The following is a 16,665-nucleotide window of genomic DNA, read 5'->3' on the forward strand; positions in this document are numbered from 1 at the left end:
TGAAAAGAATAGAAAACTAGTGATGTCTAACGAGCAATCAACTACGCAGCAGAGAGCACCCTTTAAATGATTGAAGACTCGCCGGGCCAGACATATTTTTAAGACAGGAGTGGGAAAAATGGAAGGCAGCTTACTATCTATACTATTTTTAGGATTTATTCTTGGGATCAAACATGCAATTGAACCTGATCATGTCATTGCGGTTTCTACAATTGCTAGTCAAAGTAAAAAATTATGGCGTTCTTCTCTGGCAGGGGTTTTTTGGGGAATCGGGCATACTGCAACACTATTTTTAGTTGGAATCATCTTGATTATTATGAAGGGGAACATACCGGAAGAGTGGGCGATGTCTTTTGAGTTTTTAGTTGGGATTATGCTAGTTTATTTAGGCATAGCAAGTATTCTTTCCTTTAAAAAAGTCCATCATCATGAACATCATCATAATGAGGTTGTTCATGATCATTTTCATCATCGCGCTGAAGGTGCTCCACACTTGCATGAGCATAAAAAGATTTCCTATCGTAAATCTTTGCTGATTGGCTTAGTGCATGGGCTTGGCGGAAGTGCAGCAATGGTGCTATTAACCATGAGTTCAGTTACAAGCGTTTGGGAAGGGGCCGTATATATTCTTATCTTTGGCCTGGGAACGACCATTGGTATGCTTGGATTTACAACGATTATTGGCATTCCGTTTGTCCTTAGTGCGAAAAAGGAAAGTGTGAATTTAAAACTGACAAGAATTACCGGGCTAATCAGTACCGCATTTGGACTTTACTATATGTATAACTTAGTAGTAACAGAGGGCTTATTTAAAATTTGGATGCAGTAAATTGACATCTGATCTCATATTGAGAAACAGGATAAGCTATATTTCATAAAGTAGGGGTTGACCAGCTAAAACAAGCTAGTCAACCCCTATTCTTATGTATGGGTTATTGTTTAGATGTGAATGGATATTGTGCCAGAGCCTCGCCTAGTACAGTCTGATAGACTCGTTTTCCTGAAATTCCAAGGGATTCAGCTACTTGTCGACAGGCTTCATATTCCGGAGCCACATTTACAATTTCTCCGTCCAAGAAAGCAATCTTGACCGGCAATTCACCAAAAGATGTTTTAACCTGGACAATTTTATGGGGAACGGCCCAACCAGTGACTGTATAATGACGCATCCCGATGGTGGTTGTCTGACGTACTATTTCCTCTTGGATTTCTTTTTGCCGTTCAGTCTTACAGGCTACCCGAAGCTGCAATCCAGGGCGTCCCTTTTTCATGATGATTGGAATAATGTACGCATCCATTGCCCCGATGGATAAAAGGCGCTGGATGAGATAGCCTGCTAATTCAGGGTTCATATCGTCAATGTTGGTTTCAATCACAATCGTTCCTTTTTGGGGATTTGAGGATTTCTCCGTTTGAGAAGAGGTGCACCACTCTCCAAGCTGAATTCGCAGAATGTTCGTGGAAGCATATTCTGGTCCGGCTCCATATCCTACTTTTTCCGTAATAAATGCCGATTGTGGAGCAGGTACAGCTAAGGTTCGAATGAGAGCAACAGCTGCGGTGCTGGTTATTCTTCCAGCCGCTCCGGAAGTTAAGGTAGGGTATCCTAGTAATAATTGAACGGTTGCTGGTTCAGGAAATACTTTCCACCCCTCGTCATATTGGTTCCACCCGCTTCCCAGATTAATGGTGGAAACATAACATTCCGGTTCTCCAATCAAATGCCAGGCCAAGATGTTTCCAACCGTGTAACAGAGTATTTCTGCAGAATTCTCTTGATCAAAAGGTATGAAGCTAGGGTTCGTATCACGCACAACTGCTTCGGCCGCACCCCAGTGTTGGAAAAACAGTTTGCTTTTTTCTTTTACTATTTGTGGCAGCTCCCAGTTATCGATTATTTTTTCCATATCGGATAGATTCATAGAACCATGCAGTTTAAATGGATAAATACAGGCAGACGTTGCCGCAATTCCTTTCACTTTCATTCGCTGAACCTCAAGATCGTTTTCATGTACACCAATTTTACCCATATACGAACGCCATTCATTTTCGGGTAATCCCAAATCGAACCAAGCACCTAATAACCTTTCGTTGTCCACCCCTTCGAAACATTCAATATATGCGACTGTCATTGCTGCCCTCTCCTTTCATGTCCCATTTTCTTTCGATTGTAGCATAAATAGGAAGCAGTCAAGTATAGGAAAAATATAACGAATCGAAGAGAGTTCCAATGCGGCATCATTTAAAGTTGCCATGCATACTAAGATGGAAACACATGGTTTCCATTATTGTGGAAACCACTGATTGATAAATGGAACTAGGTGGTTTCCATGGAATCGTATTAATCCCTATATTTACACTTGGCACAAATCTTGCAATTATAAAAAGTGAAGGAATTCCAACTGGCGTTAATTAAAATGGTGCGCTTCAATCATGATCGGCTGTAATACCGTCACAAAAAAGGGTATTGAACCAGCTGCTGAAATGGATGATGGTGGTGTAAATCCCAACAAATTCCAATTCAAAAAGTACATCGATATCGCACACAGAGATCTATGAGAGTAGGAGGATGATCAGAAACATGTTGGAAATAACACGGCACAAAGAAGAAGCAGCTGTATATGATTTGCGAGATACATTGTTTATACCCATTCAAGAACGCCTATTTACAGCTCAAGTGGTAGCTACGAACTATGGGATATTGGCAAACAGCATGCGTGCTGTTGCGTTTGTATATGAACTTGGCCTTGAACTATTAACTTGTTTAGAAGATGGCGCGGCAGTAAAGCCGGGGGATGTCATCTTAACCTTTCGAGGTACGCCGAAAAGTGTTGCTATAGCTGAAGACCGGGTGCTTGGGTCGATGATGGTTCCGTCTGGCTATGCCACTCGGGCACGACAATTACAGCTTATTGCAGGATACAATTTGAAGGTGGTGTGCGGGGGATGGAAGAAACTCCCGCAGGAATCCAAGCCGGGTCTACACGCTGCACTGGCGGCAGGGGGGATAGGGATGCGAATGGTTGAAGGTCCGTTTGTCTATATCGATAAAAATTATGTTTCGATGTTTGGAGGAGTCGGCCAAGCACTTCAAGCGGCTGCACAGTTTCCTGACCATAAGACCGTCATTCAAATCCGAGGGGAATTGCAATCTATCGCTGAAGAGACAGAGTCCGCGGTTCATGGAAGAGCGAATGTCCTTATGGTGGATACAGGGTCGTTGAACGATCTTAAAATTGTTCTACAAATCTTGGATCAGCTTAATGCCCGCCATCGGGTAAAGGTAGCTTTTGCGGGCAGCGTAACAGAAGAGACACTGCTTTTGCTTCGTGATGTTCCGGTTGATTTGGTCGATGTCGGTGCTTCGATTCTAAACGCTCCCCTACTCGATATGCGTCTAGAGGTTAAATTGTCCGAATAAACAGTCTGCAAAGAGAGTCATAAAAATTGAGGGAGGCGAAAAGGAGTGGAATATAGTCTTTTAAATAAAACAGAACTCCGTTTAACCGATGTATATCTAAGTGATTGTGATTTATCTGAAATTTCAAATACAGTGGCTGAGGTGCTAAAGCTCCCAAGGGACCGGGTATTTGTTATCGATGTTCGCGAGGATCATATCGCATTGGATTTACTCGTTCAGACCATAAATGATGATCAGTTTGTAGGAAAGAAAGAAGAATTGTTAAAAGCCGTAGGTTCGCTTCCAGGTGTAAATTTTGGTCCTGAACCGGACATTCATTCCGAAGGGGTATTGGGGATGATCGCATTATCTCCAATAGAAGGGAAAAAGGTGGTTGAGCAGAGTGCAGCGATGGGTAACGAAATTCAAAACCGGATTCGCCGCCGTGTGAAGGTATTCCCTACTGGATTTGAAGTTGGAAGGGGCATGATCGAGGATACCAATACACCTTACCTCGAAAAACGGTTTACGGAAGCAGGATGCAAGGTACAAACTCATCGGCCGTTAGCGGATGATATTGACGAAATTGCAGGCGCATTAAGGCAGGCACTTGAACAAGGATTTGGCCTTATTGTTACCACCGGCGGAGTGGGAGCAGAAGATAAGGATTGTTCAGTTGAAGCCTTGCTTAAGGTTTGTCCGGAAGCAGCAACCCCTTATATTGCAAAATTTACTCGTGGACATGGAAGGCACGTAAAGGATGGGATTCGGATTGGAGTCGCCAAGGAAGGATTAAGCTATGTGGTTACACTTCCCGGACCGAATGAAGAAGTGCAACTTTGTACAGATGTACTTGTGGAGAGTATCAGCCAGCAGCCCGAACCGGAAGTACTCGGAGAACAGTTGGCCAATCTTCTTCGGGAGCGGTGGATGAGAACAGTGGGCGTGCACGGTCATGCACATCATAGTCATCATGGGAACCATACAAATTAAAAACTACTATTTTTATAGAAGGATAGAAAGGAAGAGTCTAGATGAGTCTGATAATCGAACAAGCAGTGAAACAATTATGGGAAGCAGATAATAATAAAGATCCGATTGCGCCGTTGACAGAAATGTACCCTAATCTTACGCTCGAAGATGCATACGCAATTCAAAAGCAAGTCCAGGCTTGGAAACTCGATTCCGGAAGTCGTGTGATTGGACATAAGATTGGCTTAACTTCAAAGGCCATGCAGAATGCTCTAGGCGTTCCTGAACCAGATTTTGGTTCATTGTTCGATGATACCCTTTTACCGGAAGGAAGTTTTGTAGACTATCAGCAATTTCTACAGCCAAAGGTAGAAGCAGAATTGGCCTTCGTAATGAAACATGATTTAAAGGGACCAGGGATACACTTCCATGATGTGATCCGGGCAACGGATTATATCGTCCCCGCTTTTGAAATTATTGATAGCCGTATCAGAAATTGGGAAATTAAGATTCAAGATACGATTGCTGATAATGCTTCATATGGAGCATTAGTATTAGGGAGCCGTGGTATTCCGGTGGATGACTTGGATTTAAGGACGATTGGGTTAGTTTTAGAGCAAAATGGTGAAGTCATCGATACAGCGGCAGGCGCAGCGGTGCTCGGTCATCCGGCGGCAGCCGTGGCATGGTTGTGTAACAAGCTAGCTGCATTTGGTGAAGGATTAAAAGCAGGAGATATCGTTCTCTCGGGCTCTTTTACAAAAGCCTATGAGGCGAAGCCGGGAGATGTTTATACAGCCCATTTCGGCGGTGTTGGCAGGGTACAAGTTGGTTTTAAGGAAAGGTAAGCTTTTACAAAAACGCTAATTTCGTTTTAAAAATGCTGGGATCATAGAGCCTCACTAGAGTTAAGCATTTTCGAATTGCATGAATATAAAATAATTTTTAAAAAGGGAGAGTTTCAGCATGTCACATCAATTAAAATATGAAAAGTTACTAGAGAATCTTAAAGGGTTTAACCGCGTTGCCGTCGCTTTTTCAGGTGGCGTTGACAGCACTTTTTTGCTTAAGGCAGCAGTGGAAGCTTTAGGAGCAGAAAATGTCCTTGCAGTAACATCTGATGCTGAGACTTATCCTGAGCGCGAGCTAAAAGAAGCTATGAGTTTAGCAAAAGAAATTGGCTGCGAGCATGTGGTTATTCACACAAGCGAACTGAATATTCCCGGCTATGCAGAAAATCCAATCAATCGTTGTTACTTTTGCAAACAGGAGCTTTTCACAAATTTGATTCCGGTTGCCCAAGAACGTGGGTTTAATCAAGTTATTTTCGGAGCCATTGCTGATGATTTGAGTGACTATCGCCCAGGGTTTAAGGCAGCATTGGAAAAAGGAGTTCGTGCACCTCTGCAGGAAGAGGGGCTAACGAAAGCAGACATTCGTGCTTTATCCTATCAGATGAATTTAAGTACTTGGGATAAACCTTCATTTGCGTGTCTGTCTTCTCGAATTCCATATGGTGAGAAGATCACGCAAGAGAAGTTAACGATGATAGATAAGGCGGAACAATTCCTTATGGACCTCGGCTTCCGCCAAGTTAGGGTGAGACAGCATGAGAAATTAGCACGTATCGAAGTTGTACCACAAGATATCCAGAAATTGGCTGGTTTCAACGAAATGATTGTCAGCAAACTGAAGAGTCTCGGATATATGTATATCACCATTGATTTGCAAGGTTACCGCTCCGGTAGTTTAAATGAAACAATCAAAACACCTAAATTAACAATGGTTTAATAAATGGTTTCCAGCGTCTGTGTTTTAAGGTATAAATAAAATAAGTATTAATTTTTAAATTAACCGCTTATTTTAGTAAATGGAGGGGGAAACAATGCTTCTCTCAGATATAACACAAACACCTGCATTTATGGTTGAGTCGAGCATGCTTCAGCATGAATACGACCAAATTGTAGCGAAGATGAAAACGTTATCCACTGAGGTAATACCGGTCATTGATCAAGGATGCTGGGCCGGTGTATTTCAATTGTTTTCAAATTCATTTCCTTCAGGGAAAGAAATGGGATTATGGTCTCAGGATACCCCCTTCTTCTACGAGGATACTGAGATAATAGATATAAAACTTCCTGTCAAGTCAAGTCTAGTTGGCGTGGTTGATAAAAATAATAAATTTATAGGGATAGCAGAGACAAGTAAAATAGTCGAACAGAAAAGAGTCATTTGGGCTAAATATAAGGAAGTATTTGAGCAGCACAAACATCTTGATGCCGTTATAGATTCTGCGTATGATGGAATTTTGATTACTGATGCACTTGGTGTGGTGACAAGGGTCAACCCAGCCATGTCCCGTTTTTCTGGCATTTTAGAAAACCGTTTTATCGGCCGGCATTTGACTGAACTGTTTAGCCAAGGGGTTTTTAAGGAACCTTCGATTACATGGAAAGCGTTACAGGAAAAACGAGAAATAATTGGACTGCAGCGATATCAGACCGGTCAAGAACATATTGTAAGCGCTGTGCCCATTATTGATGAGTTTGGAAAAGTGCAGGGGTCAGTTGCGACAGTCCGAGATATGACTGAGCTTGCCAGGCTGAGGGAAGAATTGAATTTTGTGCAAAAACGCAGCCAGGAGTATCAATTAGAAATATTGAAGCTTCGTAAGCAAGTCCTTTCCGACGAAGTGATTGCCGTCTCTCCAAAAATGGTAAGCGTGTTTGATTTAGCAGGAAGGGTAGCCGATTTTGATTCTACTGTTTTGATTTTGGGAGAGTCTGGAGTCGGAAAAGAAGTTCTCGCAAATTTTATTCATAAGAATAGCCGGCGTTCGAAGGGGCCATTTGTAAAAATCAATTGCGGCGCTCTTCCTCCGGATTTGCTCGAATCAGAGTTGTTCGGTTATGAAGCAGGGGCTTTTACGGGTGCCAGCAGATCCGGAAAAAAAGGATTATTTGAGGCAGCCGAAGGAGGCATGATCTTCTTAGATGAAATCGGTGAAATGTCGACTTCCCTTCAAGTAAAAGTTCTCCGCGTCCTCCAAGAACAGGAGTTTACCCGGGTGGGAGGGGTTGAGCCGCTTCAGGTGAATTGCCGGATTATTGCAGCAACCCATCGGAATTTGCAGGAAAGAATTCAGCTGGGATTATTCCGGGAGGACTTATACTACCGGCTTTACGTGGTGCCGATTCATATCCCGCCATTACGGGAAAGACATGAAGACATTCCAGCGATGATTCAGTACTTTTTAAATCGCTACAATCAAAAACATGGAATCCAAAAAATGATTGACTCGCAAGTGATCCATGCGCTAAAAAATTATTCGTGGCCGGGTAATGTTCGTCAGTTGTCTAATCTAATTGAGCGTTTGGTAGTTACGATATTTGAACCTACCATACTACTGCATCATCTCCCTGAGGATGTTATGACATTTGAAGGCCCGTTGGCAAGGACAGTGTACCATCCACCAATGCCAAAGGGAAACTTTGAAGATGCCATTGCTGCTACTAATCCTCAAATGATGGAAATAACTGAATCCGATAACTATAACGCCTTTAATGTATTAGAACGTGATTTGATTATTGAATCACTCACTCGATATGGTTCCATTCGCAAGGTTGGACAGGCTCTAGGAGTCTCCCACACGACGGTGATTAAAAAAATGAAAAAGTATGGCATTACGAGATAGTGTACGAATTTTAAACGACAAAAGGAGGAGACAACATGAGTTTACAGGAAATATTACATAGAGTTCAGAACGGGGAAATCTCAGTTGACCAAGCTGAACAAGAGATACAGGGGTTTGAAGATTTGGGATTTGTGAAAATTGACTATGACCGGGAATCCCGGACAGGCTTTCCTGAGGTTATTTTTGGAAGAGGAAAGACGATTGAGCAGGTTCAAATTATTTTTTCCCGCATCTATCAAAAGCACGGCAAGGCTATGGTTACGCAAGCTACTGAAAAAATGGCCGAGATCATTCATCAGGATTTCCCTGATGCCAATTATGATCCGATGTCACGTTTAATTACAATCGGTCATGGAGAAAAACGATTTGCAGGTAAGGTTGCGGTTCTTTCAGCAGGAACAGCGGATTTGCCAGTTGCCCAGGAAGCTGCCCAGACTGCTGAATGGATGGGAAATGAAGTCGATCGTATTTATGATGTTGGTGTAGCAGGCATTGATCGACTGCTTGCTCAGCGGAAGCGGATTCAGGAGGCCAGCATCGTCATAGTTGTCGCTGGAATGGAAGGGGCATTAGCAAGTGCCGTGGGTGGTTTGGTACGTCGCCCTGTGATTGCTGTTCCGACCAGCGTTGGTTATGGTGCCCATTTATCTGGATTGACACCGCTGCTTTCAATGCTTACTTCTTGTGCCGCTGGTGTAACGGTGGTGAATATTGACAATGGATTTGGTGCTGCCGTGGCCGCCTCCATGATTCAGCAAGCCATAAAGGAAGGACCATTGGGCGATCAGAGGGATTAAGTCTCTTCTTTGAGCTAGAGGGTGAACAAGATGGGACAAGAAAAATCTTGTCCCATCTTGTTCCCTGGCTATACCGTAAGTTTATATAAATGCCGACCTAGGAGGAAATCATAATGAAAGCGATTTATTTAGACTGTATTTCTGGGATTTCAGGGGATATGACATTGGGTGCGCTAATCGATATGGGGGCGGATTTATCATATATAGTGGATCATTTAAGGCAATTACCAGTGGATCCATTTGAGATTAAAGTACATAAAATCATTAAACTTGGTATCAATGCAACCAAATTGGAAATCAATTTTCCATCACCTTCAAAAAATAGTGAACATATCCATAGTCATGAGCACAGTCACGAACATGGACATAATCACAGCCATGACCATGTTCACGAGCCTGGATATAATCACAGCCATGACCATGTTCACGAGCCTGGACATAATCACAGCCATGACCATGTTCACGAACCTGGACATAATCACAGCCATGACCATGTTCACGAGCATGGTCATAGTCACAGCCATGAACATGTTCATAGTCACAGCCATGATCATGTTCATGAGAAAAATCATAGCCACAGTCATGACCATGTCCATCGAAGTGCAGCGATGATCTTGGAAATGATTGAGCAAAGTGATCTTCCGTCGAGGGTTAAAGAGCGAAGTATGGCAATTTTTAAAGAAATCGCGATTGCTGAAGGAAAAATTCATGGAGTCCATCCTAGTGATGTTCATTTCCATGAAGTGGGAGCAATGGATTCAATTATTGACACAATTGGTGTCTGTTTAGCACTTGAAAGTCTTGGTATTGACGACATTTATGCCTCACCTGTACCAACAGGGTCAGGAAAAAAGTGGATGGCCCATGGTTTATATCCAATCCCCGCCCCAGCGACGATGGAATTACTAAGGGGAATTCCGCTAGCTGAACTAAACGTAAAGGGGGAATTAACAACCCCAACTGGCGCAGGAATTTTACGAGCACTTGTGAAAGAATTTATCCTTCCGGGTGGATTTACTGTAGAAGAGATTGGGTATGGTGCTGGGGAGAAAGATTTTGATCATCCGAATGTATTAAGAGTGATGCTTATTACAGCATCCGACTTAAAAAAAAAACATTAAAAGCCGAAGATTTACATGAACGTGAATCAATTTTTGTGTTGGAGGCGCAACTGGATGATATGACAGGGGAAGGTCTTGGGTATACGATGGAGCGACTCTTGTCAGCGGGTGCACTTGATGTATTTTATACACCGGTTTACATGAAGAAAAATCGGCCAGGTACGCTTGTGACGGTCTTGGCATCCATAGAATCAGCCGATCTCTGTGAAGAAATCTTGTTGGTTGAAACCACGACTCTTGGGGTCCGAAGAAGTCATTGGAGCCGTAAAATTCTGGAAAGAAAGTTTTTTATTGCTGACACACCTTATGGAAAGATAAAGGTGAAGCAGGCGTTTATGGAGAATAGGATGCTGCACCAAGCCCCTGAATATGAAGATGTGGCAAAAGCGGCAAGAGAACACCAGGTTCCCTTTCAACAAATATATCAGTCCGCAATGAAATAAAAGATTTTAAAAGAGGCGCATGGAATGATGAGGGCACTGAAAAAGTCTCTAAAATATTTGAAAAGCATTTTTTCCTTCAAAATTTTGAAGGAAAGGGTGCTTTTTTGAATATATGGTAAGCTCCATCCAGTAACAAATATAAAGAAAAAACCAACCTAATTCTAATTATAAATGAAAGTTGGTTTTTTCTTTGGCTGCTTCATGGGTTTATTTAATAAGATTTATGTACCTATTTAATTTCCGAGGGATCTTGGTTATACACGAGTTTCCATGCTTCAAGGAGATTTTCTTTCGTTACTTTTAGAGCCGGTACAGCTACATAAGCCGGTGCTGGTTTGCCGAGCAGTGCATAACCGGCCAAGATCGCCTCGGCCACTCCTTGATGGTAGGGCATCTGCGAACCCGAGCCCTTGATAAGTCCATCTTTTGCGATTTCTACGGCAGCATTGGTACCCAAATCAATTGTCGTAATAACTAAATCATGTTTTCCTGCGGCACGGGCGGAGGCCATAGCACCTTCCGCCACCAAATCCCAGACAACAAAGATTCCTTTCAAATCTAGGTGTTGAGAAAGCATAGCGTCTGTAATCTCTTTCCCATTATTCGGACTAGTAAAACCGCTGCGGGCTATGATTTGAATTTCAGGATAACTTTCTCTAATCCTCCTTTCAAAAGCCGTTAATCTTTGTTTCGTTACAAAAAAATCAGCATCGTAGTATATGACCCCAATCTTGCCTTTAAAACCTATTTTTTCTGCCATGATGTCGGCGGAATAGACCCCGTTTCCATAATTGTCGGCTGAAACGACGCTTACATAATCCTCACCCGGTTCCAACCCGTATGGTGTATTGTCCATAAAAACCAGCTTAACACCTGATTGAGCTGCGGTTTGAAAGGCACCCGCGGTTAATAACGGATCGATGGGAAGACTAACAATAATATCCGGTTTTATTGCTAATATCTTTTGAATGTCTGCAACTTGCTTTTCCCAGTTAAATTCGGCATCAGTTACAGCCACGACCCTAATCCCCATTTTATTAAAAGTTGTCTTCAATCCTTCGATTTGTGCTCTTGCCCAATTATTCCCGGTATAGTGCATGGCAATAGCAGCTGTATAGTTCTTTTCTCTAAGCCTTTTCAAATCTTTCAAAGACAACTGAAGTGTTTTGGCAGATACAGCTTCCTCTCCATTTGGTCCGGTACTTAAAATTTTATGTTCGGGTATATTTTGATTAATTGTACTAGTTAAAGTTTCGTATATAGTTGTTAAGAACTCCTTTACATTAACAGGTTTTGTCAGATAATTATCAAACCCCTTGCCTAATGTCTGCTGGATGTCCTGAGGCATGGCATTGGCACTGACAGCAATAATCGCAATATCCTTCGTTTTTTCATCCTGTTTTATAAGGTCAAACACCTCATAGCCATGCATATCTGGGAGGTTAAGATCTAGTAGAATTAAATCTACTTTTTCAGTCCTAGCCAGTGCCAATCCTTCTTTTCCGGAACGAGCAGTTAAGATCGTATAGGATGGCTGAGATTTCAGGATGTTCTTCACCAGGTGTAAGTTAGATTCATTATCTTCCACATACAGCAAACCATAGTGATCTGACTTAGGATTCTTTGTTGGTAAATCCATCACTTCTTCCCCCCATTGGATCGCGGTCGTTAAATCAAGGGGAAGGGGGAGGCTAAAGCGAAAATCGCTGCCGATTCCTTTTTGGCTCACTACACTAATTTTTCCACTCATAAGTTGGACAAGTTGCTTTACTAAAGATAATCCAATGCCCGTACCTTCCTCTTGTGTTCCTTCAATCCGATAAAATGGGACAAACACTTTCTGATATTCTTCAACAGAAAGCCCAACTCCTGTATCCGCGATATGAATAACAGCCTCGTTTTGTTTCATATACGAGAAAATCATGACTTTGCCGTCTTCCCGGTTATATTTAATGGAATTATCGAGAAGATTAAGTAGGATTTGTTTAAGGCGAATCGGATCGGCAAGAACGGTTACGGTTTGTGAATGGTCCATTTGATTATGAATTGTAATTCTTTTTTTCATGGCAAGAGGCTGCACGATATGGATACAATCATTGATAATGGTCAGCAGATCTACCTCTTCAATTGAAACTTTTATTTGACCTGTATCGATTCTGGATAAATCTAAAATATCATTAATTAAGCTTAATAAATGCTTCCCTCCGCTTAAGATTTCTTGGACAAAGTCCTTCTGCTCCTCATTTAAGGTTTCATCTATTTCTAATAGCTGGGCAAAACCAAGGATTCCGTTCAAAGGGGTCCGGAGTTCATGACTCATTTTGGAAAGAAAGTCCGATTTGGTTAGGTTTGCTTTTTCCGCCGCTTCTTTTGCCTGAATGATTGTTTGTTCCATTTTTTTTCTTTCGGTAATATCCGATATGGTCACAAGCGCAGCTTGTTCCCCGTCTTTATGTAATTTAAGTGGTTTTGAAGTAATGGAAAGCCATTTAGTCCCATTATATCGATCGCTTAATCCCAAGACATAATCATGGAAAGGAATGCCCTGTTCGAGGGTGATAATTCCTGGCAATTCCGAATAGGATAGGGGGGATCCATCTTCTTTTACATATTCTAATTGGCTTACATTGGATTCTGTTAATAAATCTGATTTAATACCTAATACCTTTTCAACATTTTCATTAAGCGCAATCATTCTACCCGACTTTTTATGAATAATCACGCATTCAGACATGGTTTGTAAAACTTCTTTATATAAATTTTCGTTAGGGGTAATTTCCACTTTTATACCCTGCCTTCCGAAAGAATAGACATGCATTTTCCTGAAGCTGTAGCTTTAGTATAGTCCATAGTAATTCTTCTTTAAAACTGCAAAAAACCACCATATCTATTTAATATTAAAATACTTCCTATCCTGCTTAAACTGCCTTATACTGAAAGTAGTTAGTTTGACGGCGATTTCAAATAGTAGTATGTTATCTATTATTTTTATATTAATGTTTAAATAAAAGCTTTTATATGAGGTGATCTTTTGAGAGTTTTAATTGCAGAGGACCATTCACCATCGAGAAAACTATTGAAGCATCTCATTAAACCCTTGCTGAGTTATGAAATGGTTGGAGAAGCGGTTAATGGTGAGGATTTAATTTGCAAGGTGATGATAGAAAAGCCAGACATCATTTTGGTTGATATTAATATGCCATTGTTGAATGGGATGGAAGCGGTGAAGTCTTGTAAAAAAGTAGTCCCGTCATTACAAGTTATCTTTATCACCGGGCATGATGAGTTTGCCTTAGAAGCTTTTAGTGTAAATGCAATCGATTACATTGTCAAACCTATTGACCGAGACCGTCTTTATGCAGCGTTAGGACGAGCAGCTGCACTTGCCAAGCCTGTGGCTGAAAGCGGGCGCCAAACCGTTAAGAAGGATTTAATGGTTAAACAGTCCAATCAGTTTTCTTTTATACCGTTAGATGACATTATTTTTATTGAACGAGCGGACCGGAAGGCCGTCATTCATACAATTGATCAAAAAATAGAGGTAAATGAGGCGTTAACGAATCTTGAAGAACTTCTTGATTCCCGTTTTGTAGCCTCCCATCGTTCCTATATTATTAATTTGCAATATTTAAAGAGGATTGAAACGGCAGGGCAAACATACAAAGCATATTTTAAAAATTATGAGGAGACAGCAAAAGTTTCCAAGAATAAGTTAGCAGAATTACAAAAAAATAAATCGTTGTGAGGTCAGGGATCTACCGGACCTCAATTTTTTTTGTTTTTTTAAAAAATTTATGATTTATTGTCCGAATGAACGATGATTATGTCCAAAAGGATAGAAAACGATTTCAATTGGACAAAAACCTTGTCGGAAGATGATTAGACGACAATTTTGTAATCGATTACAATTCAAATATAGAAACAAGAAAGGACAAATAACAAAGATGGTAGGGATTGTAGATGTAGCAAAGAAGGAAATAGTTTCTGCTAAAACCATTCTAGTTGTTGTGCCTGACATTACAAATCCTTTTTTTTTAAAGGTGTTTAGGGGGATTGAAGCAGTAGCGCTTACAAATGGATATCAAGTTATACTCGGTGATACGGGCAATGATCTGGAACGAGAAAAGGGGTTTTTAAACCTTTTGCATCAAAAAAAAGCAGATGGAATGGTTTTATTAACTGCCCAAACGGATACAGCAACCGTTGAAGAGGCGGCCCAAAGATTTCCGTTGGTCCTTGCATGTAAGTATATGGAAGGTTCCAACATCACAACTGTTTCGATTGATAACATAAGCGGTGCCAGAAAAGCAACAGAATATTTAATCGATTTGGGACACGAAAGAATTGGCTGCATTATTGGACCTCTCAATAGTGTCTTGAACCGAGACCGTCTCAAAGGATTTTATCAAGCAATGTCAAGCAACAACCTTATCGTGGATCCTGTGTTAGTCCAGGAAGGTGATTTATCTTTTGAAAGCGGTTTTAACCTAATGATGAAGTTTTTTGCCATTGGTCAACTCCCATCTGCGATTTTCGCTGCCAATGATGAAATGGCAATGGGAGTCATTAAAGCCATTAAATCTAAGGGGCTTAAGGTGCCAGAGGATATTTCGGTTCTCGGTTTCGATAATCTGAAATTCTCGTCCATATTCGAACCAGGTCTGACAACGATTGCCCAGCCCGCTTTTGAAATTGGTGAGAAAGTGGCGGAATTACTATTCAGGCTCATCAACAAAGAGGAAATCAAATACGAACAAATTTTTTTAGCTGAACAGTTGATTATAAGACAGTCTTGTCATCAGAATGTGAAAATTTTTTAGATAAAAATGTAATCAATTACATTTTTTAGGGTCCGCAGAAACCTGGTTTTATAACTTAAATGAATGTAATCCATTACTAGTAATATTCTATTAAGCTTACATTTATGAAAAGGGGGTGGTGCCACACTTATAGATTGTAAGGTGGTACCGACAAATAACGAGCTTCAACTAAATAACTACTATAGTGGAGGTAATCAAATGAAAAAGAGTTTTTCTATTACAGTTTTACTGTTACTTGTTTTAAGTGTTTTTCTTGCAGGGTGTGGCGGAAAAAAATCTACATCTGAACCAGCGAGCACGAAAAAGAATGAAAACTACTCAGAAACAGCTTCAGGACCATTAACGATCAATCCAAAGATTCCTGATTTAGCGGTACAAGATAAAGGGCCGAACGGAGAACAGGCCGTTTCAGCTAAGACATTGCAGCTTACGCAAGATGAGCTAAAGAAGATTAAAGAAGGTCATTATAAAGCGGCGATTGTTATGCACTACTCAGGTACTGACTATATGAATGCCGCAGTTGGTGCGATGAAGGATACATTTAAGAAGATGGGCATCAAGATCGTTGCTGTAACAGATGCACAGTTCAAAGCGGAAAAGCAAGTAAATGATATCGAAACCGTTTTAGCGAAAAAGCCGGACATTATGATTTCTGTTCCAGTTGATGCCGTATCTACCGCACCAGCTTATAAAAAGGCTGTTGCCCAAGGCGTAAAGTTAGTATTCATGGATGGTGCTGCACAAGGTTTAGTTGCAGGTAAAGATTACATCAGTATTGTGTCTGGTGACAACATGGGTAACGGAGCAACCGCAGCAGACATTATGGCTGAAAAACTTGGCGGAAAGGGTAAAGTCGGCATTGTGTATCACGATGTAAACTTCTTTGTAACCAAAAACCGTTCTGATGCTTTTGAAAAAAGAATCAAAGAAAAATATCCAAATATTGAGATTGTCGCAAAAAGTGGGATTACTGGTCCAAATCAGGCAGAAGAAGTAGCATCTGCTATGTTGACAAGACACCATGATATTGATGGTATCTTCGCGCCATGGGATGTACCGGCTGAAGGTGTTATGGCTGCAGCAAGAACGGCTGGCAGGGATGACCTAGTTGTTACAACAGTTGACTTAGGTACAAACGTAGCGATCTCCATTGCACAAGATGGAATTGTTAAAGGTCTTGGAGCACAGCTGCCATATGACCAAGGTGTAGCACAAGCGATCCTTGCCGGCTATGCCCTATTAGGAAAAGAAGCACCAGCGTATGTTGCTTCACCATCCATCAAAGTTACGAAAGAGAATGTATTAGATGAATGGAAGTTAATCTACGGAACAGAGGCTCCTGACACAGTAAAAAATGCGATGAAATAATTTTAAAAAAAGGATAAAGGCTGCTTTTGAAAGCAGCCTCTAACATAAAA

General features: G+C 41.2%; 14 protein-coding genes. 12 read left to right on the top strand and 2 right to left on the bottom strand.

Annotation, left to right across the window (positions count from 1 at the left end):
• Window positions 1-118 precede the first annotated feature (118 nt).
• On the top strand, window positions 119-829 hold the full coding sequence (locus V7266_RS10175) for an urease accessory protein UreH domain-containing protein (protein WP_335467776.1): 711 nt from the start codon (window positions 119-121) through the stop codon (window positions 827-829).
• 103 nt (window positions 830-932) lie between these two features.
• Here the strand turns inward: V7266_RS10175 and V7266_RS10180 are convergent, their stop codons facing one another.
• On the bottom strand, window positions 933-2,132 hold the full coding sequence (locus V7266_RS10180) for a LarC family nickel insertion protein (protein WP_335467777.1): 1,200 nt from the start codon (window positions 2,130-2,132) through the stop codon (window positions 933-935).
• Window positions 2,133-2,581: 449 nt separating this feature from the next.
• On the opposite strand from V7266_RS10180, the gene V7266_RS10185 reads away from it, so the two are divergent.
• From V7266_RS10185 to larC, 8 genes are all read left to right on the top strand, one after another.
• On the top strand, window positions 2,582-3,421 hold the full coding sequence (locus V7266_RS10185) for a hypothetical protein (RefSeq protein ID WP_335467778.1): 840 nt from the start codon (window positions 2,582-2,584) through the stop codon (window positions 3,419-3,421).
• 45 nt (window positions 3,422-3,466) lie between these two features.
• Window positions 3,467-4,393, top strand: a complete 927-nt coding sequence (locus V7266_RS10190) for a molybdopterin-binding protein (protein ID WP_335467779.1) — start codon at window positions 3,467-3,469, stop codon at window positions 4,391-4,393.
• 41 nt (window positions 4,394-4,434) lie between these two features.
• A complete protein-coding gene (locus V7266_RS10195) occupies window positions 4,435-5,220 on the top strand; it encodes a 2-keto-4-pentenoate hydratase (RefSeq protein WP_335467780.1) in 786 nt (261 codons plus the stop codon).
• Between the two features lie 118 nt (window positions 5,221-5,338).
• Entirely contained in the window at window positions 5,339-6,163 is an 825-nt protein-coding gene (gene larE, locus V7266_RS10200) for an ATP-dependent sacrificial sulfur transferase LarE (RefSeq protein ID WP_335467781.1), read from the top strand.
• 94 nt (window positions 6,164-6,257) lie between these two features.
• Window positions 6,258-8,066, top strand: a complete 1,809-nt coding sequence (locus V7266_RS10205) for a sigma-54 interaction domain-containing protein (RefSeq protein ID WP_335467782.1) — start codon at window positions 6,258-6,260, stop codon at window positions 8,064-8,066.
• A gap of 35 nt (window positions 8,067-8,101) precedes the next feature.
• A complete protein-coding gene (gene larB / locus V7266_RS10210; RefSeq protein ID WP_335467783.1) occupies window positions 8,102-8,863 on the top strand; it encodes a nickel pincer cofactor biosynthesis protein LarB in 762 nt (253 codons plus the stop codon).
• A gap of 113 nt (window positions 8,864-8,976) precedes the next feature.
• Window positions 8,977-9,984 (top strand): LarC family nickel insertion protein, encoded by a 1,008-nt coding sequence (locus tag V7266_RS10215; RefSeq protein WP_335467784.1) that lies wholly within the window; start codon window positions 8,977-8,979, stop codon window positions 9,982-9,984.
• Between the two features lie 59 nt (window positions 9,985-10,043).
• Window positions 10,044-10,427, top strand: a complete 384-nt coding sequence (gene larC, locus V7266_RS10220; protein WP_335467785.1) for a nickel insertion protein — start codon at window positions 10,044-10,046, stop codon at window positions 10,425-10,427.
• Window positions 10,428-10,656: 229 nt separating this feature from the next.
• Here the strand turns inward: larC and V7266_RS10225 are convergent, their stop codons facing one another.
• Window positions 10,657-13,209: a substrate-binding domain-containing protein gene (locus V7266_RS10225; protein ID WP_335467786.1), complete on the bottom strand. Its 2,553-nt coding sequence runs from the start codon at window positions 13,207-13,209 to the stop codon at window positions 10,657-10,659.
• Window positions 13,210-13,458: 249 nt separating this feature from the next.
• Between V7266_RS10225 and V7266_RS10230 the strand changes: the two genes are divergently transcribed.
• The 3 genes from V7266_RS10230 to V7266_RS10240 all read left to right on the top strand — a co-directional run bounded on the left by V7266_RS10230 (window position 13,459) and on the right by V7266_RS10240 (window position 16,615).
• Window positions 13,459-14,172 carry a LytR/AlgR family response regulator transcription factor gene (locus tag V7266_RS10230; RefSeq protein ID WP_335467787.1) on the top strand — a complete coding sequence of 238 codons (714 nt, stop codon included), beginning with the start codon at window positions 13,459-13,461 and terminating at the stop codon, window positions 14,170-14,172.
• 199 nt (window positions 14,173-14,371) lie between these two features.
• Entirely contained in the window at window positions 14,372-15,247 is an 876-nt protein-coding gene (locus V7266_RS10235) for a substrate-binding domain-containing protein (RefSeq protein ID WP_335467788.1), read from the top strand.
• 198 nt (window positions 15,248-15,445) lie between these two features.
• A complete protein-coding gene (locus tag V7266_RS10240; RefSeq protein ID WP_335467789.1) occupies window positions 15,446-16,615 on the top strand; it encodes a substrate-binding domain-containing protein in 1,170 nt (389 codons plus the stop codon).
• The last annotated feature ends 50 nt before the right edge of the window (window positions 16,616-16,665 follow it).

Origin of the sequence: Neobacillus drentensis (assembly GCF_036965645.1) — a bacterium.
Taxonomy (GTDB): domain Bacteria; phylum Bacillota; class Bacilli; order Bacillales; family Cytobacillaceae; genus Neobacillus; species Neobacillus drentensis_D.

What these genes read in the sequence shown, in the direction of transcription:
- V7266_RS10175 (WP_335467776.1), top strand. Translation starts at nt 119, where the DNA reads ATGGAAGGCAGCTTACTATCTATACTATTTTTAGGATTTATTCTTGGG.
- larB (WP_335467783.1), top strand. Translation starts at nt 8,102, where the DNA reads ATGAGTTTACAGGAAATATTACATAGAGTTCAGAACGGGGAAATCTCA.
- V7266_RS10180 (WP_335467777.1), bottom strand. Translation starts at nt 2,132, where the DNA reads ATGACAGTCGCATATATTGAATGTTTCGAAGGGGTGGACAACGAAAGG.
- V7266_RS10235 (WP_335467788.1), top strand. Translation starts at nt 14,372, where the DNA reads ATGGTAGGGATTGTAGATGTAGCAAAGAAGGAAATAGTTTCTGCTAAA.
- V7266_RS10240 (WP_335467789.1), top strand. Translation starts at nt 15,446, where the DNA reads ATGAAAAAGAGTTTTTCTATTACAGTTTTACTGTTACTTGTTTTAAGT.
- larE (WP_335467781.1), top strand. Translation starts at nt 5,339, where the DNA reads ATGTCACATCAATTAAAATATGAAAAGTTACTAGAGAATCTTAAAGGG.
- V7266_RS10195 (WP_335467780.1), top strand. Translation starts at nt 4,435, where the DNA reads ATGAGTCTGATAATCGAACAAGCAGTGAAACAATTATGGGAAGCAGAT.
- larC (WP_335467785.1), top strand. Translation starts at nt 10,044, where the DNA reads ATGACAGGGGAAGGTCTTGGGTATACGATGGAGCGACTCTTGTCAGCG.
- V7266_RS10215 (WP_335467784.1), top strand. Translation starts at nt 8,977, where the DNA reads ATGAAAGCGATTTATTTAGACTGTATTTCTGGGATTTCAGGGGATATG.
- V7266_RS10205 (WP_335467782.1), top strand. Translation starts at nt 6,258, where the DNA reads ATGCTTCTCTCAGATATAACACAAACACCTGCATTTATGGTTGAGTCG.
- V7266_RS10185 (WP_335467778.1), top strand. Translation starts at nt 2,582, where the DNA reads ATGTTGGAAATAACACGGCACAAAGAAGAAGCAGCTGTATATGATTTG.